The organism is Nostoc sp. CALU 1950 (genome assembly GCF_051172895.1).
GTDB lineage: Bacteria > Cyanobacteriota > Cyanobacteriia > Cyanobacteriales > Nostocaceae > Nostoc > Nostoc edaphicum_A.
Genome location: NZ_JBDNJQ010000071.1, coordinates 1 through 26,468 on the forward strand (window position 1 = coordinate 1; position 26,468 = coordinate 26,468).

Annotated in this window: 16 protein-coding genes; 6 read left to right on the forward strand and 10 right to left on the reverse strand. The window is 41.5% G+C overall.

Translation table 11 applies throughout. The annotated features are described in order from the left end of the window. Positions 1-269 precede the first annotated feature (269 nt). Positions 270-2,651, forward strand: coding sequence for a phosphoketolase family protein (locus ABF638_RS19635; protein ID WP_435024677.1), 2,382 nt, complete (start codon positions 270-272; stop codon positions 2,649-2,651). Positions 2,652-3,124: 473 nt separating this feature from the next. Here the strand turns inward: ABF638_RS19635 and ABF638_RS19640 are convergent, their stop codons facing one another. From ABF638_RS19640 to ABF638_RS19660, 5 genes are all read right to left on the reverse strand, one after another. Continuing rightward, positions 3,125-4,501: an HlyD family efflux transporter periplasmic adaptor subunit gene (locus ABF638_RS19640; protein ID WP_435024678.1), complete on the reverse strand. Its 1,377-nt coding sequence runs from the start codon at positions 4,499-4,501 to the stop codon at positions 3,125-3,127. Between the two features lie 61 nt (positions 4,502-4,562). Then, complete coding sequence (locus ABF638_RS19645) at positions 4,563-6,749, reverse strand: peptidase domain-containing ABC transporter (protein ID WP_435024679.1); 2,187 nt, start codon at positions 6,747-6,749, stop codon at positions 4,563-4,565. Between the two features lie 339 nt (positions 6,750-7,088). Beyond that, complete coding sequence (locus ABF638_RS19650; protein WP_435024680.1) at positions 7,089-7,391, reverse strand: hypothetical protein; 303 nt, start codon at positions 7,389-7,391, stop codon at positions 7,089-7,091. 299 nt (positions 7,392-7,690) lie between these two features. Continuing rightward, complete coding sequence (locus ABF638_RS19655) at positions 7,691-8,050, reverse strand: hypothetical protein (protein ID WP_435024681.1); 360 nt, start codon at positions 8,048-8,050, stop codon at positions 7,691-7,693. Between the two features lie 211 nt (positions 8,051-8,261). Next, positions 8,262-8,516 (reverse strand): hypothetical protein, encoded by a 255-nt coding sequence (locus ABF638_RS19660; protein ID WP_435024682.1) that lies wholly within the window; start codon positions 8,514-8,516, stop codon positions 8,262-8,264. Between the two features lie 772 nt (positions 8,517-9,288). Here ABF638_RS19660 and ABF638_RS19665 point away from each other — a divergent pair. Further along, the gene (locus ABF638_RS19665) at positions 9,289-10,902 is read left to right on the forward strand and encodes a DUF1565 domain-containing protein (protein WP_435024683.1); all 1,614 of its coding nucleotides are present in this window, start codon (positions 9,289-9,291) and stop codon (positions 10,900-10,902) included. Positions 10,903-10,927: 25 nt separating this feature from the next. Here the strand turns inward: ABF638_RS19665 and ABF638_RS19670 are convergent, their stop codons facing one another. Continuing rightward, complete coding sequence (locus tag ABF638_RS19670) at positions 10,928-11,209, reverse strand: hypothetical protein (RefSeq protein ID WP_435024684.1); 282 nt, start codon at positions 11,207-11,209, stop codon at positions 10,928-10,930. A gap of 97 nt (positions 11,210-11,306) precedes the next feature. On the opposite strand from ABF638_RS19670, the gene ABF638_RS19675 reads away from it, so the two are divergent. From ABF638_RS19675 to ABF638_RS19690, 4 genes are all read left to right on the forward strand, one after another. After that, on the forward strand, positions 11,307-13,418 hold the full coding sequence (locus tag ABF638_RS19675; protein ID WP_435024685.1) for a TIGR00300 family protein: 2,112 nt from the start codon (positions 11,307-11,309) through the stop codon (positions 13,416-13,418). Positions 13,419-13,452: 34 nt separating this feature from the next. Then, on the forward strand, positions 13,453-13,977 hold the full coding sequence (locus tag ABF638_RS19680) for a DUF2085 domain-containing protein (protein ID WP_435024686.1): 525 nt from the start codon (positions 13,453-13,455) through the stop codon (positions 13,975-13,977). 376 nt (positions 13,978-14,353) lie between these two features. Continuing rightward, on the forward strand, positions 14,354-14,908 hold the full coding sequence (locus ABF638_RS19685; protein ID WP_435024687.1) for a RidA family protein: 555 nt from the start codon (positions 14,354-14,356) through the stop codon (positions 14,906-14,908). A gap of 670 nt (positions 14,909-15,578) precedes the next feature. Beyond that, positions 15,579-21,017, forward strand: coding sequence for an ATP-binding sensor histidine kinase (locus ABF638_RS19690; RefSeq protein WP_435024688.1), 5,439 nt, complete (start codon positions 15,579-15,581; stop codon positions 21,015-21,017). A gap of 157 nt (positions 21,018-21,174) precedes the next feature. On the opposite strand, the gene ABF638_RS19695 is transcribed toward ABF638_RS19690, so the two are convergent. The 4 genes from ABF638_RS19695 to ABF638_RS19710 all read right to left on the reverse strand — a co-directional run bounded on the left by ABF638_RS19695 (position 21,175) and on the right by ABF638_RS19710 (position 26,272). After that, a complete protein-coding gene (locus tag ABF638_RS19695; protein WP_435024689.1) occupies positions 21,175-22,374 on the reverse strand; it encodes a DUF4159 domain-containing protein in 1,200 nt (399 codons plus the stop codon). 59 nt (positions 22,375-22,433) lie between these two features. Continuing rightward, positions 22,434-23,465 carry a phage tail protein gene (locus tag ABF638_RS19700; protein ID WP_435024690.1) on the reverse strand — a complete coding sequence of 344 codons (1,032 nt, stop codon included), beginning with the start codon at positions 23,463-23,465 and terminating at the stop codon, positions 22,434-22,436. A 93-nt stretch (positions 23,466-23,558) separates the two neighbouring features. Beyond that, a complete protein-coding gene (locus tag ABF638_RS19705; protein WP_435024691.1) occupies positions 23,559-25,757 on the reverse strand; it encodes a putative baseplate assembly protein in 2,199 nt (732 codons plus the stop codon). 101 nt (positions 25,758-25,858) lie between these two features. Continuing rightward, positions 25,859-26,272, reverse strand: a complete 414-nt coding sequence (locus ABF638_RS19710; RefSeq protein ID WP_435024700.1) for a GPW/gp25 family protein — start codon at positions 26,270-26,272, stop codon at positions 25,859-25,861. Between the last annotated feature and the right edge of the window lie 196 nt (positions 26,273-26,468).

Sequence of the window (26,468 nt, forward strand, 5' to 3'; positions counted from 1 at the left end):
AAGACGCGATAAATCGCCGTCTCTACAAGGATCAATCTTTCGTCTTGACGGCGATTTATCGCATCTCTCTAACCGTCAAAATTAATGACATGAACTACTAGTAGAACATAGCCCTTCGTAGACATTGCTCTCCATCCTGTGCCCAAAACCAAAGAATTTAGTCACTAAGGCTGAAAAAAATCATCATGGGTAGATGGCCATCATTTGCAAAACAAGTATAATTACTTACTGATGAACCCATCAAAAACCTTTTGGAATGGAGTGTCGAAATGACATTAACAACGACTCCACAAACAAAGCCTTTAACGGATGAAGAATTACGGAAGATAAACGCCTACTGGCGTGCAGCCAACTATCTTTCCGTTGGGCAAATATATCTACTCGACAATCCGCTACTGAGAGAACCGCTAAAACTGGAACACGTTAAACCAAGACTCTTGGGGCACTGGGGAACAACACCAGGGCTGAACTTTATCTATGTTCACCTGAATCGGGTCATCAAAAAATATGACCTCAACACCATCTATATTGCTGGGCCTGGTCATGGAGGCCCTGGACTGGTAGCCAACACCTATCTAGAAGGCACTTACACTGAGTATTATCACAACATCTCCCAGGATGCAGAAGGAATCCAGAAACTCTTCAAACAATTTTCTTTCCCTGGTGGTATTCCCAGCCACGTTGCACCGGAAACCCCCGGTTCTATCCACGAAGGCGGGGAACTAGGTTATGCCCTTGTCCACGCTTTTGGTGCTGCCTTTGATAACCCTGACTTGATCGTTGCTGCTGTTGTGGGTGACGGCGAAGCTGAAACAGGTGCTTTAGCAACTAGCTGGCATTCCAACAAGTTTCTTAACCCTGTGCATGATGGGGCTGTACTGCCGATCCTCCACTTGAATGGGTATAAAATTGCTAACCCAACAGTATTGGCACGCATCAGCCATGAGGAATTAGAAAGCTTATTTGTGGGCTACGGCTACAAGCCCTACTTTGTTGAAGGTGATGATCCCGCAGATGTCCACCAGCAGATGGCGGCGACTCTAGATATAGCGATCGCAGAAATTCAAAGTATCCAAAGAGAAGCCCGCGTACATGGTTTCACTGAACGTCCCCAGTGGCCGATGATTGTCATGCGAACCCCCAAAGGTTGGACAGGGCCCAAGGAAGTAGATGGTCAAAAAACCGAAGGTTATTGGCGATCGCACCAAGTTCCCTTTGGCAATATCACCAAACAGCCAGAACACCTGAAACTCCTAGAAGATTGGATGAAGAGTTACCAACCAGAAGAACTCTTCGACGCTAACGGCACACTGATTCCAGAACTAGCAGAACTAGCCCCCAAAGGGCATCGACGCATGGGTGACAATCCCCACGCTAACGGCGGTATCTTGCTGCATGACCTGAAGATGCCCGATTTTCAAGACTATGCTGTAGATGTTTCTCAACCTGGGAAAGCGATCGCTGAAGCAACCCAAGTTGCCGGAAAATTCCTGCGGGATATCATGCAACTTAACCAAGAAAGCCGCAACTTCCGCATCGTTGGCCCCGACGAAACGGTATCGAATCGCTTAGGCGGTGTATTGGAAGTCACAGATCGGACTTGGGTAGCCGAGAAACTCCCAGAAGATGACCACCTTTCCCCCGATGGTCGGGTGATGGAAATTCTCAGCGAAACTTGTTGTCAAGGATGGTTAGAAGGCTACCTCCTCACAGGACGCCACGGATTTTTCTCTTGCTATGAGGCGTTCATCCACATCATTGACTCGATGTTCAATCAGCACGCCAAATGGCTGAAAACAACCAGAGATATTCCCTGGCGTAGACCGATTGCTTCTCTCAATTACCTACTCACCTCTCATGTTTGGCGACAAGACCATAACGGCTTTTCTCACCAAGACCCTGGTTTTATTGACCATGTAGTTAACAAAAAAGCAGAAATCGTTCGTGTTTATTTGCCCCCCGATGCCAACACTTTGCTATCGGTAACTGACCACTGCTTGAGAAGCCGCAACTATGTCAACGTCATCGTTGCTGGAAAGCAACCCGCATTGCAATATCTCAATATGGATGCTGCTATCAAGCACTGCACCAAAGGTATCGGTATTTGGGAATGGGCAAGCAATGACCAAGGCGGTGAACCAGATGTAGTGCTGGGTTGTGCTGGGGATATTCCCACCTTAGAAACCTTGGCGGCTGTAGATATTCTGCGCCAGCACTTCTCTGATTTAAAGGTGCGGGTAGTGAACGTAGTGGATTTGATGACACTACAGCCAAAAAGCGAACATCCGCACGGTTTGAGTGAAAAAGACTTTGACACAATTTTCACCACCGACAAACCGATTATTTTTGCCTTTCATGGCTATCCTTGGCTGATTCATCGCCTAACCTATCGCCAAACTAATCACAAAAATCTCCATGTGCGTGGCTACAAGGAAGAGGGAACTACCACCACTCCCTTTGATATGGTTGTGCTTAACGATCTAGATCGCTTCCATTTGGTAATTGATGTAATTAATCGCGTACCCAAGTTAGGATCTAGGGCAGCTTATGTCAAACAGCAGATGCAAGATAAGCTGATCGAACACAAGCACTACATTGAGAAGTACGGCGACGATATGCCGGAAATTCGCGATTGGAAGTGGCCGTATTAAGAAGAAGACACGCTTTTTAATTTTTTGTAATACAGAATTTCTCTAGCCCCTTTCCTATAAAGTAAGGGGGTTTTTGTCTATCATTGCGTGGTGCAATAATGTACGTTGTTATGAAACAACGTGAGTTCGACAAGTCTATATTTGACCTCTCCCCCAGCCCCTCTCCGACGCCCAGAGGGGAGCAAAAAGCGGACTTTTTCTTGCTCCTCGCTTTCCGTTTCGGAGAGGGAGGCTGGGAGGGAGAGGTTCATCGAACTCACGTTAAAACAATACGGTTCAGTGTAGATAATTGATCTTTCAAGACGCGATAAATCGCCGTCTCTACAAGGGTTTTGGGCTGATCTGAACTGTATTGCGCTATAAAATTAGGCGATCGCACACTCTACGATTCTTGGCGTGTAGCATCGTAGACTCGCACTCCGCAAGCTATCACCCACTCGTACAGAATTCAGTTATGAATTCTTCTGATAAAATCATACATCTGCAATTAACCTCGCTTTTCTCAAGAAAAATTGCAGTACCGTTTCTTCACGAGAAATAATATCTACTCTACCTTCCATTCCTAACTGAATGGGACACAGATTTTTACCTTTACCTAAAAATAGACTTTCCGGCTCAATAGTCACGTGATAAAAAGCACCTGAGACAGATGCTTTCGGATTGCTATTGGCATAAGAAGGAGATCCATTTGTATTGTTTGGGGAAGTCATGGTATCTGGAGAAATCGCCTCCACCTTACCCTTGAGAGTGCCATAATCTGGGTAGGGACAAGCACTAACCCGCATTTGAACTTGTTGACCAATTTTGAGCTTACTTTTATCTTCAGATGCCACTACTGCCTTGACAATCTGCTTTGCATGACTGGGGACAATCTGCAAGACTTCATCGCCAGGACGCACAGTTTGACCGGGGTTATGCAAGTTTATCTTAGAAATGATACCATCAGCAGTAGCAGTGATAGTGGTGTGATTAAGTTCATTTTCCACTTGCTTGAGTTCCCTATTGTCACGCTTTAGCTGTTGTTCTACTTCAATTTGTTGCTTGATCATTCCTTGCCGTTCTTTTTCTAAAGCGGCTTTGTTACTCTCACCTGCGTATTTTTCTTGGGCTATTCGCTCAGTCGCAATTTCTACTTCTGCATGACTGGGATTTAAGGCTGCTTCTGCACGTTGTTTTTTAGCGATCGCAGCTGCTACTGCTTGTTCTTGCTGTTTTGTAGCTACCTGTGATTCCTCTAATTTATCTCTAGACAATCCTTGGGCTACACTCTCATATCGCTTTTGCTTTAACTTCGCTGCATTCAAAGCTGCCCTAGTAGAATCGAGATTAGCTTGGGCTTCTTGGAATTCAGCCACAGCGGTAATTTTTTTATCCTGATATTGGCGCTGGCTAGCGCTTAATGCAGCCTTAGTAGTAGTGATAATCCGGTTAATCTTAGCAGTTTCGGCGACAATTTGACTGTTAAAAGTGTGAATTTGAGCCTTGATTTGCACTAGCTGTAACTTAGCTTGCTCAATATTAGTTTGCAGTTGGCTTTTTTTCGTTTGTAAGCGGGAGTCGTCAATAATAGCGATCGCATCTCCGGCTTTGACAACTTGATTTTCTTTGACATGAATTTGCATAACTTGGCCTTCAGTTGCCGCTTGCACAATCTGCAATTCCCCAGATGGACGGACAAATGCCTGCCCTTTCACTGTCACTTTATATTTGGCAACTGTGGCGACGGGAATCGCTAGTCCTAAAACGCAGAGAACAAAGAGTCCACCAAAGGTAATCCAACGACTAATCGGTGGGAGAAATTCATCTGTTTGAATTGGTTGTAAAAAGTCTGTGTTGTGAACGTTAACCATAGTTAGACACTTCAAAATTGAAAAATAATTAGCCAATACAGTTCATTTAAGTCCAAAACTATCATGTAGAGACGCGATCTATCGCGTTTGAAAGACTCAAAGTTACATCATCCAAAAAGTCTAAATGCTCTCCATCAACTTGTCGTAGATCTTCTACTGTCCCTTGAATTTTTAACCGTCCTTGTTCTAAAAAAATAATCCAATCTGCACGCTGAATCACTCTAGGACGATGACTAATAAAAATAGTGGTTTTACCCTGGCGATTCTCTAAAAGCCTATCTAGTATTTGTGCTTCACTCACTGGATCGAGAGCGCTGGTAGACTCATCTAAAATTAAAATAGGTGGGTTAGTAACTATGGCTCTAGCTATAGCTAGTCTTTGCTTTTGTCCACCAGAAAGATTAGCCCCAAATTCTCCTAAGACAGTTTGATATTTATCAGGTAGTTCCCTGATAAAATCGTCAGCACCAGTAATTTGACAGGCGATAATAATGTCTCGAAAACTAAGGTGAGGATAACTAAATTGAAAATTATCCAGAATAGATCGACTCCAAAAATGGGCTTCTTGTGGTATTAAAACCACCTGTTGCCGCAAACATTCCAAAGATATATCTTGCTGGTTATAAAAACCATAGCGAATATTGCCTGATTGAATTGTATATAAACCAGGAATCAATTTTGCTAGGGTACTTTTCCCACAGCCAGATTTACCAATGAGAGCAATTGCTTTTCCTCCAGGAATAGTTATGGAAAAATCTTGTAGTAACTCAACTCTCCCTGTGTGGTGAAAATTAATTTCAGAGCAAGTAATATCTATATTTCCAGGAATCTCTACCCACTGCTTTTTAACATCATTTTCATCTTCTGGGGTAGCATCAATAACTTCTGTCAGACGTTGAATAACTATTTGGGAAGTGATAAACTCATCTACTAAATCAATAGCAGAACTCAAAAAGCCGAGAAAATTGCTACTCATGCCGTTATAAGCAATCAATTGTCCGATTGTTAAAGTCCGATTAATTACTAAATAGCTACCAATCCAGAGAATACCAATATTAATAAATGTTGAAAGAATACTAGTAAGAGTGCTGCTGTAAAGTCCTAGCTGCATAGTACTCCAGCCCAAGTTAGCCAGACGACCAAAATTTCCTTGGTATTCTTCCCAGGCTTGGGGTGTAGCTTGGGTAGTTTTTAAGACTTGTACTCCCCGAAATGTTTCTACCAAAAAGCCTTGGTTTTCTGTACCAGAAACAATCATATTGCGGGTTTTCTGTCGCAGTGCTGGTAAGAAAAGTAAGTTAACAGCCGTCACAATGAGAAATGCAACTATAGAAGCTAGAGTTAACTCCCAAGTGTAAAAAAGCATAAAGCCCAAAGAGACTACAGCAATAAAAAATTGACTGGGTAATCCGAGGACAATTTGGGAAACTAAGTTATTGATAGCGTGAACGTCTGCAATGCGGCTGACTACCTCCCCACTGCGTCGTCCTTCAAAATAAGATAGGGGTAAATGTAAGAGTTTGCGCCCGTATTCTAGAATTAGTCCTAATTGCAATCTTTGACCGAAATAGCCGATGAGGTGCGATTGTACTAAACCAATGGCACTTTTAATTAAATTCAGGGTGATAACGCCAATAGCAACGGTGGTTAATAGTTGAGTATCTCCGCGGACTAGGACATCATCGGTGAGTAGTTGCATCATGAAGGGAGATGCAAGGGAAAGTAGACCGATCGCAATGTTGAGGGAAATCGCTTGGGCAATAATAAAGCGATAAGGATAAACCCGTTGCAAATAACGTCCAAAACCGCCAATTTGATCTGATTCTTGTTGATAAAAGCGGCTTTCATCGGGAAGGAGTAGCAGCATCACCCCATTATTCCAACCTTTAATTAACTCCTCGTGAGTCAAGTAACGGATACCAACACCAGGATCGCCAATTACATATTTTTTCCCTTTTTGTCCGTATAATACTACCCAGTGGTAGCCTTTCCAGTGAATAATCGCAGGTAGAGGAGCTTGATCTAATTGGTTGATGAGTTGAGGAGTGGCTTTAACTTGCCGACTATGGAATCCCAGGGCTTCTGCACCCCGCCTTAATCCCAATAGCGTAGTTCCTCTCGCCCCAGTACCAACAGCTTCCCGCACTCGGTTAAGGGTAAATGTGCGTCCGTAGTGTTGGGAAATCGTGGCTAAAGTGGCGGCACCACAATCTTCTTCACTGTGTTGAAGGACAATTTTGTATTTCATTTACAGACGCAATTATTGGGGCGAAAATACAGTGAAAGAAATTGACTTGACTATATGACTCATATTTGATTTCTGAAAAAACTCAGTACAACTAAGAAGCCTTCTTGACTGTTGCCTGTTGCCTATTCCCTATTGCCTGGCTACGCAAATTAGTTCAGAAATCAAAGCGGATTCCTATATATTGAATGAGGATTTACGCAGAAAATTTTTATTGTCCGTGAAAAAAGAGGTTAAGAGCGATCGCTATTATCTAACTCTGTAGGGAAGGTTCAGCAAATCAGTTATTACTAAAATCAACAATTGATTTATCAAACCCGTCCAGATATCAGCAAGCCGTACTTAACAGTAACGATTTATGCTTCTATTACTTGTTCTCCAACTTCTGTCTTGAACAAATGCAAAGTTAGCCTGCTGGGCAGATCCTGATGATAATGTTTCATCGTCTTTTTCTTCGTCATTTTCTTTGTCTTCTCCTACCTTTGGTGGCGATCCCTCAAAAGTAGACATTTCTTTATTCAACACATTGACGGATTGACCACCAGAAATAATTTCTGCCGCTTGTTCATCAATTTCTTCTACCAGAGTAATTTTTTCTAAAATACTCTGGTTGTTTAACAAGGTTTTTTCACTGGTAATAGCCATTTAAGTTTCTCCTGAAATTTAGTCTAATCCATTGGTAGTCAATTCAAAAGTTAGGGGAGACCGCAAAAAAAAGATACCAGCCGTGTTTTAGGATTATTCGTTGTGTGGCGTAAAGCTAGATGTTGATGGCTGGTATCTTTTTTCAGGGCAAGCGCCTTATTGAGAATGCAGAGATTAACGCGAAAATCTGTAACCCATTAGGATAGCTGACACCTGTGCAAATGGGTTGCTCTTACGATTGACTCCTCACAAAAAAAGTTTTTTTGCCAACCCTAAATAATCTGAATTTTCAGATTAAATTACCCAACGCAATAGAGATTAATACGATGGGAATTATACGAATTGGTTTGAAATTCATATTGTTGAGCATCGCTCAGATCATATCCTTTCGGTCTTACTACTCTGTCTCGAGTATCTCGATCAAATTTAATGCTCCCACCCAAATTAGTACGAATTTTATGTTCTTGACCGGGTTGTATTACAGATTCTACGCCATCCATTGTGTAGCCAATTGGCTCCGATGTCGCATTTCTAATCCTAAATTTCTCATAGCCACCAGAAATTATTTCCGCAGCTTGTTCGTCTATTTCTTCACCCAAAGCAAAATTTTGTAAGATGCTTTGGTTGTTTAACAGGGCTTTTTCTTTTGTGATAGCCATTTGATTTTCTCCTAAAAGTTGGTGTTTAGGGAGTACGCATTTCAGAGATTAAAAAAGTGGAACCCAGAAAATTATATTTCCTCCCCTTGGCAAGAGGAGGCTTAGGGGGGATTCCTCTAAAGATGGTGTACACTTACACTGAGACAGGCTTTAAAATTTCCCTATGAGTTAAGTCATGGGTTAATTTTTCCACATAACGCCAAAAATCAGATTAGTGTATTATCGAATAGTTATTCCCGTGGTGATCATTGCAACCGTTGCCTTTGTCAGGACGTTGAGGATGGCAACCGTAACCTTTCTCAGGACGTTGAGGATAGCAACCGTAACCTTTCTCAGGACGTTGAGGATAGCAACCGCAACCGCCAGAAATTATTTCAGCAAATTGTGCATCAAGTTCTTCAACCAAAGCAAAATTTTGCAAGATACTTTGGTTGTTTAACTGGGCTGTTTCCACTGTCATAGCCATGTGACTTTCTCCTAAAGTTAGTGTTTAGGAAATACGCTCAATATTTATCACCCATAACCGCCGATAGGTTAGGTATTGTTGATAGATAGATAATATGTAAATCTCACCTATACGGCGTTTATCCTTAATGTCATAGAAGACTAACAGTTCCCAAGCAGTAGTCTTTCTTGCAGAGTAGACATAAAGGCAAAACAAAAGCTATCTCTATTCAGAATAATAGAAGTTAACTTTTTAGCGTCAGGATTTATTTCCAGAGGATGAGACGAACTCCCATGTCCTTAATATATGATGAAAAGAATATTTGTAAATACGAATTCTACAAACTTTATTTTTTCTTTTGCTTTTCACAGAATCTGAAAGATCCCTTTATAAACATCTCCCCTACCCAGGGTAAACCCATCTAATTCTTTTTTTGACAACATCTAAATTTATGTGAATAGATAAAAAGGAAAGTATTAGTAGGTTTATATCAATGTAATAGATGTATGCAAAGAAGGTTTGATAGTAAATGCGTTTCTATAAAAATCGATAAGCTTATTCCCGCCCAATTTTGAGTGCTGGATTGAGCGTGTAATAAATTCTCGTTCCCTAAAAGAGGTATTGCAGATTATCCTTCTTTAATAGCTTTTGCGAGAATAAAAACTTACACAAATGCTTTTGCATAAGTTTTTCACTTTGCAGTGAGAAGTACTTTAAGTTACTTAACGCATCCAAGGCTACCCACTTGCACGGTTAGCGCTAGGATAGCTATGTATTTTATTAAAGTATAAATATGGCTCAAATTTTTTACGTAAATCCAGCATCGGGAAGCGATACCAGTGCAGGTAGCCAACAAGCCCCCTTCAAAACTATTACCCAAGCCCTCAAGGTGGCTACTGTTGATACCAAGATTCAACTAGCAGATGGTAATTACAATGCTGCTAGCGGTGAAGTCTTTCCATTAACGATCGCATCTGGGGTGACAGTGGTGGGTAATGAAACCAACAAAGGCGATCGCATTTTGATTGAAGGGAGTGGTAATTATCTAAGCCGTACTTTTGCTGGTCAGAATGTCACATTTGTGCTTCTGGATAAAGCTGCACTCCGGGGCGTGACTGTAACAAATCTGGCTAGCCGTGGTAGTGGTGTCTGGATTGAATCAACTACCCCTACTGTAGCTAATAGCACCTTTAAAAACTGTAAGCGAGAGGGAGTATTTGCTACAGGCGAGGCTAACCCAGTTATTCTAGGTAATGTTTTCAGTGAGAATGCAGCCAATGGAATTGCGATCGCTAAAAATTCCAAAGGACAAATTGAAAATAATACCTTCTTCAAAACAGGTTTTGGCATCGCTATTAGTGATACTGCATCACCCATCCTTCGAGATAACAGAATTTACGAAAACCGTTCTGGAATCGTCATCTCTGGTAGTTCTCGTCCTCTATTACGTAATAATGTCAGTGAAAATAACACTGATGATGGCATCACAGTAATTGGAACTGCCCTACCGGATATCGGTAGTACTAATAATCCAGGAGGCAATACTCTACGCAATAACGGTAAATTTGATTTGCAAAATGCCAGTTCCAATAAGCTGGTTTCTCTAGGAAATAAAATAGATGCGTCTAAAGTCACTGGAAATGTAGAGTTTGCAGATAGTTCGGTTCCAACACCAACACCCACGCCAACACCGACACCGACACCAACCCCTACTCCCACACCAACGCCAACGCCAACACCAACGCCAACTCCCACACCAACCCCAACTCCCACACCAACGCCAACGCCAACGCCAACTCCCACGCCAACTCCAACACCAACACCTACTATCGAATTAACCGATATTGCGAATCATTGGGCAGGTGGGTTTATTCGGGAATTAGTCAAATTGGGGATAATTAACGGTTTTCCCGATCGCACATTTAAACCCGATGCAACCATGACACGGGCACAATACGCCGCATTACTGGTAAAAGCTTTCAACCCATCGCCCAACCGCGCAGTGATCAAATTCAAAGATGTACCAGCAGACTTCTGGGCATCTAAAGTTATTGAACAGGCATATCAAGGTTCATTTCTCTCTGGTTTTCCTGACAATACCTTTGGCCCTAACAAAAATATTCAGCGCGTGCAAGTGATTGTCTCTCTGGTAAATGGACTGAAGTTATCTGCTGATGGTACAGCAAACATCAAAGTTTTTGATGACCAAGCCAAGATTCCTGAATATGCCAAGGATGAGGTAATAAAAGCTATAGACAAGGAAATTATTGTAAATTACCCGAACCTGAAACAACTCAATCCTACCCGCGATGCTACACGCGGCGAAGTAGCGGCGATCGTGTATCAAGCTTTGGTAGATGCTGGTAGTGTAGCAGCAATCAACTCGCCTTATATAGTGACTGCTTGATTTGTCATTTGTCATTTGTCATTTGTCATTGGTCATTGGTCATTGGTCGAGTTTTTTGGTACATACCTGGCCCGAAGTTAGGGAAAAAATTTTCTTGACTTCGGATGCCCATGCTTTGGTGCAAAGTAGATAGAGGAAAAGAGCGATCGCCACCAATATTTGCTATCTGCTGCTTATCATGGTGTTTTTTCTTGCTCCTTAACCGAGCAGTTTTGGCATTATTGGCATTTTGCCGCCTTCTGTACTTATTACCTTCTTCGAGTAATAGAATTAGTAACGAAGCCTTTGTAAAGCCTTCAACTATCAAAATGTGAAGCTTTAGTAGCAGATTTTACCAAGTGTAGAAAAACAAAAATCTGTATTCAAAGTAAGCTTGTAGCATATAAAACGCTTGTAAGATTTTTATGACTTCCCGGATTCGCTTTTTAATGTGTCCTCCTGACCACTACGATGTGGACTATGTGATTAATCCTTGGATGGAAGGGAATATTCACAAATCATCGCGCGATCGCGCCGTGGAACAGTGGAAAGGACTACACCAGATTCTTAAAGAACACGCCATTGTAGACTTAGTACCACCTGAAAAAGGTTGGCCTGATTTGGTTTTTACCGCCAACGCTGGCTTAGTACTAGGAGATACTGTCGTCCTCAGTCGCTTTTTACATAAAGAACGCCAGGGAGAGGAGCCTTTCTTCAAACAATGGTTTGAGGAAAATGGTTATACAGTTAATGAACTTCCTAAAGATTTGCCCTTTGAGGGAGCAGGAGATGCACTGCTAGATCGGGAAGGACGCTGGTTATGGGCGGGATACGGTTTCCGCTCGGAATTAGATTCTCACCCTTATCTAGCTAAATGGTTGGATATTGAGGTTCTCTCCCTGCGACTCATCGACGAACGTTTCTATCACCTGGATACCTGTTTTTGTCCCTTAGCAAATGGCTATTTGCTGTACTATCCAGGCGCTTTTGATTCTTACTCCAACCGCTTAATTGAAATGCGAGTCGCACCCGAAAAGCGAATCGCCCTTGCTGAAGCCGATGCAGTCAACTTCGCTTGTAATGCGGTGAATGTGGACAGCATTGTGATCATGAACAAGGCTAGTGATGCTTTGAAAACCCGCCTTGCAGATGTAGGTTTCCAAGTGCTGGAAACACCGCTAACAGAATTTCTCAAAGCTGGTGGTGCGGCTAAATGCTTAACTTTGCGGGTAACAGAGCCAGTTAGAGATGAAATTCATGCCAATGTCTCGGTAGAAAGCCGTATCATTCGCATGGAAGGACATTTGCTGGATGCTGGCTTAATTAACCGCGCTTTGGATTTGATTATAGATGCCGGGGGAAGTTTCCAAGTTTTGAATTTCAACTTGGGAGAACAACGGCAAAGTACTTCAGCCGCAGAGGTGAGGGTATCAGCACCATCTCATGAGGTGATGGAAGAAATCATCTCCCTATTGATTGATTTGGGTGCAGTAGATTTACCCCATGATGAGCGAGATGCAATTTTGGAGCCTGTGATCCAAAATGGGGTTGCGCCTGATGATTTCTACGTCAGTACAATTTATCCTACCGAAGTCCGAATTAAAGGTCAGTGGGTGAAGGTAGAAAATCAGCGGATGGATGGCGCGATCGCAATTACTCAAACTCCCTCTGGCTTAGTCGCTCAGTGTAAAATATTACGCGATTTAGAAGTTGGCGAACAGGTAATTGTAGATGTGTTAGGTATCCGCACTATCCGCAAAACTGAATCACGCGAACAACGCAGCACCCAAGAATTCAGCTTTATGTCAGCGGGCGTTTCCAGCGAACGGCGCGTGGAATTAGTCGTTGAGCAAGTAGCTTGGGAATTGCGTAAAATCCGCGATGCTGGCGGTAAAGTAGTTGTCACGGCTGGCCCCGTGGTGATTCACACTGGTGGCGGCGAACATCTGGCGCAACTAGTTCGGGAAGGATACGTACAGGCGTTGCTTGGTGGAAATGCGATCGCAGTTCACGACATCGAGCAAAATATCATGGGCACTTCCTTGGGTGTAGACATGAAGCGGGGTGTCGCCGTTCGTGGTGGACACCGCCATCACCTCAAGGTAATTAATAGTATCCGCCGTTATGGCAGCATTCCCAAAGCTGTGGAAGCGGGGGCGATTAAAAGTGGCGTGATGTATGAGTGTGTCCACAATAACGTGCCTTTTGTGCTTGCGGGATCGATTCGGGATGACGGGCCTTTACCTGATACCGTAATGGATTTGATTAAAGCACAGGAAGAATATGCCAAACACCTAGAAGGTGCAGAGATGATTTTGATGCTGTCATCGATGTTGCACTCAATTGGCGTGGGGAATATGACTCCGGCTGGTGTGAAAATGGTGTGTGTCGATATTAATCCAGCTGTAGTAACTAAATTAAGCGATCGCGGTTCCGTAGAATCGGTAGGTGTAGTAACAGATGTAGGATTGTTCCTCAGTCTGTTGATTCAGCAGTTGGATAAGTTGACAAGTCCGTATGTAAATAAGGTAGGTTAAGAAAACGTAGACGCAAAGACGCAGACAAAGGGAAATGACAAGAGTAGCTTTCAGTGAAGAGTTGCAGATTAATTGGGTCAGTTTTATAGCTGATTTCTTGTTGGTAGGAATGGTTTTTGGCCCGCCTATCGCTCCCTTTTTGGCTGCGTCTGGAGTGTCTTTGCTTCCTGGGATTGCGGACATCATTTATTTCATGGGTAATCATGTCTGTCCGCAACCAGAGATGGGGTTAGATTTAGCACCACCGTTTATTATGGCTGTGTGTATGCGCTGCTACGGCACTGTCACGGGTTTACTGATTACTCGTCTGTTGTATGGGGTAACTGGTGGTAAAGGATTTTACTGGTTAAGTCAGTATGGTTGGAGTGGTGCTGCTTTAGCCAGTGTGTTGATGATGGCTTATCCTTTAGAGTTGGCAGCACAGGTTTTAGGTTGGTGGAGTTTTAATAACTATCTGGTTACGCCTTTTGGGTTGATTACAGGTTTAGCGTGGGGATTGTTTACCATGCCTATTTTGCACAGGTGGCAGGGTGCTAAAACTAGTTTGAACCAATTGTAGATTTTGTCACACAACTTGTAGAGTGGATTAATTTTTGCAAAATGTAATATCCGATGGGTTGCCGGGTGTCACTCAATACGGTTCGGATAAGCATTTTTCATTTTCCTTGTGGTCTGGGGAAAGGGTAAGGGGTAAAGGGTAAAGGATGTATTCAAAACCTTTCCCCTTTTCCCTTTCCCCTTTAACCGAACCGTATTGGGGTGTCACTCAGAAGCCCCCGCCGTCCTCGAAGAGGCGGCGCGGGGAGTATGTCACATGTTGCAATTGCGTGAGTACCCTTAAATTTACCTCTTAACTAGTGCTTTTTTACTCCAATTTGGTAGATAATAGAACTCAGTATGAGCAAAAATAGAGAACTCATATTTCAGGAGCTTTAATGACTAGACGTATTACCAGTGCTGTAAATTCACTAGTGACAAACTTATCCCGACGAAATGCACTTCTGTGGCTTGGAGGTAGTGGAGTAACTACCGCCTTGATGGTGGCAACACAAAATGAAGTGAGCGCTAAAGACAAGCAAGAGTTGAAATTGGTGAACCCACCAACCTTATATAATCCAACCCAAAATGGTTATAGTCATATAGCTATTACACCAGCAAGGGCGAGAACCGTCTATATTTCTGGTCAATTTGGTTCGGATTTACAAGGTAATCTTGTCTCCGCTGACTTTGAAAAGCAGTTAATACAGGCTTTTAAAAACCTCCGTTATGCCTTAGCAGCGGTTGGTGCACAGCCACAAGATGTAGCAAAAACTACTGTTCTTATAGTGGATTACAACCAAAATAAATTGATCCCGTTAGGACGTGAAATTGGGAATTTTTGGGGGAATAAACCACCAGCAAACACTCTTATTCCCGTTCCTAGACTTGCACTTGACGGTATGTTGTTTGAAATTGATGCTTATGCGGTAATTCCAGAAAAGCGTGGTTGAAAAAGAGGCAAGAGAGCAAGGAGCCTCTCCATTAATAATAGTCTGCCTCTTTGGTCTGACTACAAAACTTCACTAAAAATTCCAGCAGGTGATAGTAGTCTGTCAATAAATAATTGATGGATAAATTCCCTGTAGAGACGGCGATTTATCGCGTCTCTCTAACTTGGCTCTTTAAAAGTTAAAGGGAAAGAGCGAAAGGTTTTAATCTCTTTCCCTTTAATCTTTCTCCAGCCCTAACAAGGGCATTTTTGGATTGAAAAATTATTAGATTATAGCAATTTGCGAAAATAATGTGACAGATGCGTAGGTTGAGTTAAACGTAGTGAAATCCAACTAAATTAAGGTTTTTAACGTTGGATTTAGTTCTTCAATCCAACCTACATCTGCCGCAATCATTTTTTAAAAAAGTACTATTTTTTGCAGTTTACTACTGAAAACCTCGACACTTTTGTGTGGGGTATTTTATGTCTGCATTTGATGCCTTAAAATTTTGTCTCCACTGCTGGACTTTAGAAATAACGTCTGGATAAATTTGCTTGTCACCGATTTTTATCAATAGCCTGGGAATTTTAAATCTAAAGTTAACTCACAGTAATATTTACCAATAAAAATTAAATTACTGTTACTAAATTGGGAACAATAAGTTTAGAAATAACTAGGATTTAGCAATATGTTCAGCACTCATGTTAGTATTTCTGGATATCAAGTCATTGAAGAAATCTACAATGGTTCGAGAACTATAGTTTATCGGGGGTATCGAGAAACTGACTCATTACCTGTAGTGATCAAACTGCTGAAAAATCCATATCCCTCCTTCAATGAACTGGTGCAGTTTCGCAATCAATACACCATTGCCAAAAATCTCAACTCATCCCTAATCATCCAAACTTACAGCCTGGAGGTATATCAAAATGGCTATGCGTTGGTGATGGAAGATTTTGGCGGCATTTCTCTCAAAGATTATTTTACTCGTGAACATACGCGAGATATCAGGTTTTTACAAGAGTTTTTGCAAATAGCGATCGCACTGTGTAACGCCTTAGAGATACTCTATAGTCAGCGCATTATTCATAAAGACATCAAACCGAGCAACATCTTAATTAATCCTGATTCCAAACAAGTTAAATTAATCGACTTTAGTATTGCCTCTCTATTACCAAGAGAAACGCAAACGCTAATCAGTCCCAATGTGTTAGAAGGAACACTAGCTTATATTTCTCCAGAACAAACAGGGAGAATGAATCGGGGGATTGACTACCGAACTGATTTTTATTCGCTTGGCGTAACTTTCTACGAGTTACTCACAGGAAAGTTACCTTTTCAATCAAATGAAGCAATGGAGTTGGTGCATTCTCATATTGCTAAAATAGCCCCCTTAATATATAAAATTAACTCACAAATACCGCCTGTAATTTCAGATATTGTCAGCAAATTGATGGCAAAAAATGCTGAAGATCGCTATCAGAGTATATTCGGATTGAAGTATGATTTAGAAACTAGTTTGTCTCAACTGAAGACAACAGGACAAATTGAAAGTTTCCCCATTGCACAACGGGACATGTGCGATAGATTTATTATCCCTGATAAACTCTATGGTCGAGAATTAGAAGTAGAAACCTTACTACAAGCATTTGAAAATGTCAGTTTAGGGGCAACAGAAATAACACTGGTAGTTGGATTTTCCGGGATTGGTAAAACTGCGGTTGTTAACGAAATCCATAAACCTATTGTTCGTCAACGCGGTTATTTTATCAAAGGTAAATTTGACCAATTTAATAAAAATATTCCTTTTTCCGCATTTGTCCAAGCTTTCCGTAATTTTATGGAGCAGCTATTAGCAGAAAGCAGTATTCAAATACAAGAATGGAAGAATAAAATTATTCAAGCATTAGGTGAAGACGGACAGGTAATTATTGAAGTCATTCCTGAATTAGAAAGAATTATTGGCAGACAACCACCTGCACCAGAATTATCAGGTAACGCAGCACAAAACCGATTTAATTTATTATTTCAAAAATTTCTCCAAGTATTTACAACTAAAGAACATCCCTTAGTCATATTCTTAGATGACTTACAGTGGGTAGATTCGGCATCATTGAAACTGATGCAATTATTAATGAATGAAGCTAATCAGGGATATTTATTGTTAATTGGTGCGTATCGAGACAATGAAGTATTTCCCGCACATCCGTTGATGGTGATGTTGGATAAAATTCACAAAACAGGTGTAACTGTCAATAGGTTAATTCTGAAGCCGCTTAACCAATTACAATTAAATCAACTTGTAGCTGATACGTTAAATTGTGCAGAAAGTGTGGCATTATCTCTTTCACAATTGATTTATCGTAAAGCTCAAGGTAATCCATTTTTCGCAACTCAGCTTCTCAAATCATTATATCAAGATAAACTGATTCAATTCAATTTCGTAGAGGGATGTTGGCAATGTGACATTTCCCAAATAAATCAACAAACTCTCGCAGATGATGTTGTTGAATTTATGGTATTTCAATTACGAAGACTACCAGAATCAACTCAACAACAATTGAAGCTAGCTGCTTGTATTGGAAATCAGTTTGATTTAAAAACATTAGCGATTGTTTCTAAACAATCGGAGGTAGAAACCGCAGATTGCTTGTGGAAGGCTTTGCAAGAAGGGCTGATTTTGCCGCAAAGTGAGGTTTATAAGTTTTTTGTTGGTTCAGAAAATCAAGCAGCTACTCAAGAACATTCTGAGATGGTTGTATATAAATTTTTACACGATCGCGTCCAGCAAGCTGCATATTCACTCATTCCAGAAGCAGAAAAACAGTCAACACACCTGCAAATTGGGCGATTATTATTGCAAAATACACCTCCAGAGCAACAAGAGTCAGGAATTTTTGCGATCGCTAACCAATTCAATTACGGACTGGATTTATTAGAGGAACCTGGTGAACGAGAACATCTAGCACGGTTAAATCTGATAGCTGGTTGTAAAGCCAAGAACTCCACTGCTTATGCGACAGCAGTTGAGTATTTAAAAGTGGCGATGCTTCTATTACCGATAAATGCTTGGCAAAGTAGCTACGATTTAGCCCTTGCTGTTTACGAATCTGCGGCTGAAGCAGAATATCTCAATACAAACTTTGAGTCATCAAAATCATTAGTAGAGATTATCCTCAAAAACGCTAAATCTCCGTTAGAAAAAGTTCGTACATACGAGATTCAAATCCAATCTTATACAGCGCAAAATAAATTCGTTGAAGCAATCGCTACAGGTAGAGAAGCACTCCAATTACTAGATTTGACGTTACCTGAAGAAGGTAATTCTCAAATGATTTTTGATGAACATCACCAGTTGCAACAAATGTTGCTTCATCAATCAATTGCAGCATTGGCAGATTTGCCAGAAATAACCGATCCCCAAAAATTAGTTGCACTCCGCATTTTATCAGGTTTGTTTGCCCCGGTTTATATAGCCAAACCGATGTTATTGCCGCTCAAGATTTTTACAATGATCCGAATTTGCATCCAGTATGGCAACTCACCACAGGCAGCTGTTGCTTACAGTCTCTACGGATTATTTTTGTGCAGTATTGGTGCAATTGAAGATGGGTATAACTTTGGAAAACTGGCAGTACAACTTTTAGATAAATTTCAAACCAAAGAGCTGAAAAGCAGAGTTTATCTCACATTTAGCCTGTTTATTAAACACTGGAAAGATTCAATTAAATCCACATTAAGTTTATTTTTGGATGGATTGCAAAGTGGATTAGAAACCGGAAATTTAGAATATGTTGGCTATTGCGCCAATTGCTATTGTCAATTTCTCTTTTGGAGTGGAGAAAACCTAGAAAATGCTGTGTCAGAGGCAGATAAATATTGCGAACTAATGCAGCAGATTAAACAAGAGGTATCTCTCGTTTGGGGAAATATTTGGCGGCAGACGGTTCTAAATTTACAAGGAGAAACGATCAATCCCTGCTGTTTAACTGGTAAGCATTTTCACGAAGTAGAAATGTTGCCAAATTTGATTGAAACTAACAATATCAATGGTATTTGTTATGTCTATCTGGCAAAAACGCTACTAGCTTATCTTTTTGGTGAATACGAATCTGCTTGGGAATATTCCCAAAAATTTGAGCAGTATGAACAGGGAGCAGCAGGCTTATTAATTGTTCCTTTGCGGAATTTCTATCAATCTCTGAGCTTGTTAGCCCTTTGTTCTCAGGTAAATGAAGCGCAGAAACAGCTTTATCTCCAGAAAGTAGCCCAAAACCAAGCAAAAATGCAAGAATGGGCAGATCATGCACCAGTCAATTATCAGCACAAGTACAATTTAATTTTAGCTGAACAAGCTCGTGTAACCGGCGATCGCTTACAAGCCGCAGATTATTATGAAATTGCTATCCAAGAAGCGATCGCCAATGACTATGTTCAAGAAGTTGCGATCGCTAATGAACTTGCTGCCAAATTTTACCTAGAGTGGGGTAAAGAAAAAGCCGCAGAAGGATATCTGCAACAAGCATATTACAGTTATGCCCGTTGGGGAGCAAAAGCCAAAACTGATGACTTGGAAAAACGCTATCCCAAATTACTCAAATCCATTTTGCAACAGCAAGAATTCAACTTCAGTCCCTTAGAAAGCATAGCCAGCATTTCCCGTACATCAACTTACGCTACCAGCAGTACTAATATTTCTGATGCTCTAGATTTAACCTGCATTCTCAAAGCCGCTCAAACCATCTCCAGTTGTATCGAATTAGACGTACTAATCAGCAGTCTCACTCGCATTATCCTAGAAAATTCTGGTGCGAAAACGTCTGTATTAATTCTTCCTCAAGAAGATATTTGGCAAGTGCGGGCAATTACCTTTATCGATCAACAGTCAAATTCTCAGACTGATGTCAAAACCATTCTTGATTCACAACTACTAGATGCTTGCCAAAATATTCCTAGAAAACTGATCAACTACGTTAAAAATACCCAAGAAACCGTCATCATAGACAATTGTAAAACAAGTATTCCTGGTGTAATTGGGGAATATATGCTCCTACATCAACCTCAAAGTGTTTTATGTACGCCCATTATTAACCAAGGTCATTTGGTGGGGATTCTCTACCTAGAAAATCAACTGAATCAAGGAGTATTTACTAGTAACCGTTTACAAGTGATTAACCTACTATCTTCTCAAGCGGCAATAGCCTTAGAAAATGCTCGACTTTATCAGCAAGCTGGGCAAGCTTTACAAGATTTGCAACAAGCTCAATTACAAATTGTGCAAAGTGAAAAGATGTCTGCATTGGGTAACTTAGTTGCTGGGGTAGCTCATGAAATGAATAATCCTCTTGGTTTTATTGCTGCGAGTCTCCAACAAGCTAAACCAACATTGATTGATGTTACCAAACACTTAAAACTATATGAACAAAGGTTTCCTAGCCCTGGAGATGAAATTATTACCCATGCCGAAGAAATCGATTTGGAATATAGCTTAGAAGATTTGCCTAAGATGATTGATTCGATGACGATAGCCTGTGACAGGCTCAAAAATATTAGCACCAGTTTACGTACTTTCTCTCGTGCCGATAGAGATTACAAAGTACCATTTAACATCCATGAAGGCATTGATAGTACAATTCTAATTTTAAAACATCGTCTCAAAGCCAATGATAGGCGTCCGGCAATTGAAGTAGTTACTGAGTATGGTAAATTCCCCCAAATCGAATGTTTCCCAGGACAATTGAATCAAGTATTTATGAACATTTTAGCAAATGCTATTGATGCATTAGATGAATCAAACACAGGTCGGAGTTTTGAGGAGATAACAGTTAATCCAAACCAAATTAAAATTAGCACTTCTTTAAAAGAAAACCAAGTTGAGGTGAAGATTGCTGATAATGGTAAAGGTATGAATGAATCAGTTAGACAAAAAATATTTGACCACTTGTTTACCACTAAAGGTGTTGGTAAAGGAACGGGATTAGGATTAGCGATCGCTCGACAAATTATAGTAGAAAAACATGGTGGCTCAATCGAATGTAATTCCTCTACAGAGCACGGTACAGAATTTGTGATCTTAATTCCAGCTCGACATGAAGCGGTAAATGTTGATACTTTTGCAAATTCCTGATCTGCTATTGAAAGCACTCTTGATTCCCAAATTTACCCCTAGTTCACAAGAGCATAAGTGGGGGATATGAGGGTGCGAACTCAATGGAACAATAATGCCGGATACTATCAAATTTACCACTGTGACGGAGCCGTAGTTGTTGGCTAAAATACTACTTTCACCACTGTCCTGAATTATCTTCTTGTTGCAAACCAATTAACTGTCGCCGCTTCCAAGCATAGTGAAGAATATTAATTCCTAATTCCTGAGCTGTACGAATAGTCAATCTGGGTAAACTCAAATCTCTGTCCAGTCCCCAAGCAGTTGCTAAATCTCCAATTGCTAAAATAATTCCTCCACCAATTAACAGTTTTATCTGTTGTTGATTAACCATTGGCAAAGCAGCAAATAAGAAAGGTTTTGTCCTTAAAGGATGACTTCGCTGCAATTCTTCTAAAGGTCTTAAAGGACTCTCTAACTGTTGTGCTAAGGCTTGAGTACTCTCAATTAGAGCATTAGCATTTGTTGGTGCATCAACAAAAAGCACACCACCTAAATTTAAGTAATTTCTGAGGGATTCAAATTCGAGACTATTTAAAGAAATTGCTTGTCCACCTGTGAGATAAAGGATGTCATAGTCTTGGATATTTTCTCCTAAAGAAACCTGGCCTGGTTCATCAGCCCCTCGCAAACTTGGGTACAGGGGTTCTACTGCTTGTAACAAATATGAAAGGCTGAAAAAATTACGCGCACATTCAGGATCGCTATGAGTCGCCTGCGCCATACATACAAGTGCTTGAGGACGCATTTGTGCCTGACGACGATAGCGCAAATCAATATTATTATATCCAGGGAAAAAAGCATCCGCAGGTTGGGTAATGTCAGTATGTCCTGGTTGTAGGAGTATTCGACATATTTCTATTTCTGAACTAGCTGGTGTAGAGTTTATTTGGTCAATTCGATAAGTCTCTTGAACAACATCTCTTTGCTGTCCGCGCCGCAATTCATCGGGGTCTACATAGCTAACTACTAAGTAGATCATCAGCGGTTCAGAACTTACTACTTCTAAATCGATGGGAAAATCATAAGAAGTCGGTACAACAATTAGATTACCTGCTAAATCAATTGCAATCCCAGGTTGAATTTGTACCCAACGTCCATCTCGATATCTAGCTTCAACTTGGCTTGGGGCAGTCACATCTCGCACGCCCAAACCGCACACAATTCCCGGTTGGTTTAAACTTTGATATTGAGCATTTTGCCGATTCCGGTGATATTCATGGGCTGTGCGCCAGCGTTCCGCATTGATTAGTAACCCGTCTGCGGCTTGCAAGCGTTCAAAAGATTTAATTGGTGGAGGTGGGAAAGGATGAGACATAGTAATTTTAGATTTTGGATTTTAGATTTTGGATTAAATTTTACTTTATTGTGAATTATTTAATTAGAGGGATTTTCGATAGATAATTCATAGGTGCAAAAAGCGGGTTTTTCTTGCTCTATAATTCTTTGGATAAGTTCTTCGTTGATGATGCCACTAGAAATGTTGGAACGCAAACGCACTATAAAATGATATGGTTGCCCACCTGCTAAAACGGCATTTCCTAATTGTGCATCTCCTATAATGAAACTTGGGCCAAAAGGTTCTGTAATACTAATATGTTTATCGGCTTCATTAGGTAAATGTTCGTCTAGCGGCAAACCAGTATAAAGATGTAAATAGAGACGCAATCCTTTACGAGTTCCTCGCCAGCGATAAAGTTCTACAGCCCGGCGAATTAAACGCCGTTGTTGCTGGAGATCCCAAACAGAATCTACTTGCCAAGCAACCCAATGAGCCATAAAGGGTAGTAGTGCTTGCGGTGCTGTCAAGGGATCGAGGTTTGCCCACATGACATTGTAACTATTAACTATTGGTTGAAAAGCTTGCTCAAATATCTTCATGAAGCGACCAATAAAATCCACTTCCCGATACAAAATTGGCAAGAATTCCATGTAGGCAGTGTAGGGACGAATGTATAAATCGAAATACTCACTTCTCTCTATTTGTTCGTTGTCAGTACCAGGGTCTATATGTAGAGTAATTAGGCTGCGAAAATTGAGTGTTAGTTTGTCTTTTTTTCCAGGGGAAATCGCTTCTTGATCTTCAAAAAATGTGTCAGGAATTGAGAAGTAGAGAACAGCATCCATTTGTCCACGTGGCGGTATCTCACTGCCTTCTGTGCCAATCTGACACCACTGGGATGGGAAGTTTCCTTCAACGCTTAAGCTTACCCGCAAAGGACGTTGTTCTAAGTTTTGCACTTGCACAATCATCTCGCTGGGATGTCCAGGATGCAAGAGCAAACTACGTCCAGCTACATCGATGTTTTCTGCATTTGCAAATGCTAAACCTGCCACAGGTAAAGCTTCGGGAATTTGCATTGGCGTTAATTGAATGCGTACAGCTGGACTAGAGCGACTTTGAACCATAGGATTGGGGATTGGGGACTGGGGACTGGGGATTAGGGACTGGGGACTGTGAAGAGAATAACTACTGACAAATGACAAATGACCAATGACAAATTACGAATTACGAATTATTTGGATGTCGTGATTTGAACGCAGATTTGTATCAGCCCAAGAACATATCAAACCTTCTGAGCCTGGATCAATCAACTGTTCTGGTGATGGTTGTCGTCGCCAATTTTCTCCTTGCTTGCGGATGGGAAACAGCAGAACGGGGCCTAAATGACGCACGCCTGGGGTTTGTTGCAGTAATGCCACAATATCCGATGTATAAACTGGTCGCCCAAAGGGCCAACCTTTGCCGTCGATTCCTCCAGTTAATGGATTTAAATATTTATACAGCGATCGCCTTAAATTCCGACGAATTTCCTCGCTGGCAAACGGGTTGTTGTATGCTGGCTCTAAAGCAACTTCTGTTTGTACCGAAACACCTACGTAATTAGGCTCTTGTAACTCTACTTGCACCCCTAATAAGCGTCTTTCATCTAAATAACTCAAAATTTGCTCTTGCAGGGCATTACTAAGGGCAAATTCTTCTGGTGTCATGCCATCGCCTTGTGCGATCGCATCTGTATTTGCATAAGGTACTACCAGTAAACTAACTATACCAGCTTGTCTCCGAGAATTTGCTGGCAAACACCGGACGCGAGCGATCGCACCAGCACCCGCCTGTTGAGTTAAAACTTCAAAATCTTCAGCAGTGACGGCGCGATCGCGTGTGCGGAGGATGCGGGGAGCCTTGATCACAGCCTGTTCCAACGATTCGGCATCCGCCCCATTGATTGCTGGTACACGATTTACCACACTAGCAATATATGGATACGCAGACTTCAAAAACTGGATTGCCCCAGTTTGAACATTGCCTTCTCTACCACCGCCTGTACGATAAGTAACCATTCTAATTTCTGAACCACGGGGAGGAATCGCGCCATATTGGTGTTCAGATTGGTTATTATCAAGAACTTGTACGGATGTGTCATCTAGTGATGGTTGCTGAATTCGCGTCCGTACCTGAGTATGCTGTTTAAGTTGGCTAGGTTCCCGAATCAGCGGCCCAAACTGGATTGTACCAGTGATGGAATCGATGGTGTAATGAAAGTTATGCGGCCCAGAATCAGCAAAATCTCTCACCTCAGTCCACTTCTGAGGCAAACCACCAGCCGGAGTAACTAAAATATATTCATTTTCTCGGCGTTCTAAAATTGGTGCTGTTTGTAATTGGAAACTCTGACCAGGTGTACCATCACTAATTCCCAATCGCTCATCTTGAATCAGCGTACTGTGACTAGCCCTAACAGTACCGCCAATTGACTGCACTGCTAAACCAATAATTCGTGGTGGACGATTGTAACCAGTTTCATTGGCTTCTGTGGAAACAAAGCTACAGCGCAACCAGCGACCTCGATAAGAGGTAAAATTAGCCACAGGCCAAATTTGAGGTAGATGCAAACGTACCTCTGCACCTTGAGACGGGTTTCCACCCTGTTGAGCCATTTCATAAAAACTGAAACCGCGAGTTTTATCATCTGACTCTTGCAATAAAACTGGTTGCCAATTTTCTCCATCCCAAGCTTCCCATTTCCGGGGTGGTTGATTGGGATTAATCCCAGCCGGAGTAGCCGCAGCCCCTTGGAAAATAATTTCTAAAACATTAGCGTCTAAAGGATCATCAGAATTAATTGCTAAATAAAAGCAGTTACCAGGCTGGGGTTCCTCTTCAAAAATCGGTTGTTCATTACCTGTCCAGAAACCGTTAGATTGACGAGTCCATGAAGTTGTGACTCTTTCGCGCAGAGATTGGGGAATATCTTCGGTAGTTTGGGCAGTTAAGAAATGTTGGATGCGGGGTTTGCCGATAATTAGCGGAGAATCTGTGCTGAAGGTAATTGCTTCTGTTGTCTCAGTGCGAATAGTTGAGGCTTCTAATCCTGCGGGAATCGTGTAGGCTTCGGGTAATGCAGCGCTTAAATAAAAAGTTAATTCCGTGCGGGCTGGGGCGGGAGGCTGGAGACGAATACCCAGTAATTCTAAAAAAGCAACATAATTTTTTCGGGGTACTTGGTTGAATCTGAGCAACATTTGGTCAGTTAACCAAGCAAACAACTCAATTAGCGTAATTCCTGGGTCGCTGAGGTTGTGGTCAGTCCATTCTGGACAGTAGCGAGGAATACGCATAATACATTCTTCCACCAAATCATCGAAGGCGCGATCGTCTAAATTGGAAGAAGGTAATTTCGGTAAAAAGTCAAAGTTCATACCAATTTAAAATAAATAATGTGACAGATACAAGCCTAGAAACCCAGATGAAATTTAGCTTTCTGAATTTTTAATTTTCAATTTTTAATTTTTAATTCGTATCACGATTCCTCCCCAGCTGAAACCAAATAATAAGGATAAACAAAACTATAAATATCGGGGCCGTCTTTAAGTCGATAATTAATGATGATGTCTACTCTGCCACGCACAGGGTCAGGATCAGTCAGAACTTCATCGATAGTAATGCGTGGTTCCCAAACTTCTAAAGCTTCCAAGACATAAAGACGGATTCGCAGTAGGGTATCGCTATTCATGGGTGCAAACGCCAGTTCCGACAAGCGCGAACCAAACGTCGGTCGATAAACCCGCTCACCTACTCCCGTGCGGAGAATAATCCAAATAGATTCTTTAACTTTTTGATCTTCACGGCTAAGTTGTATCCCACCTTGCACACTTAAATGCAGTGGATAAGCCCAACCTGTTCCCAAATAGGCTCGATCGCGACCATAAACCATATCTGGCACTTAGACAGCTGTTACATGGATATCTTCAAAGATATCGGCACAAAGGCTTTAAGCCTATTCGCCAAAGGTCGAGGTTGAAGAGGCGAGGGGCACAGGGAGAAAAACTTTTAACCCACACTCAGCACTTTGCTATATGCTGTATTTTTGGTGCTAAACTGCCATTGGTTTTGGGTTGCGCTGTAGCTTA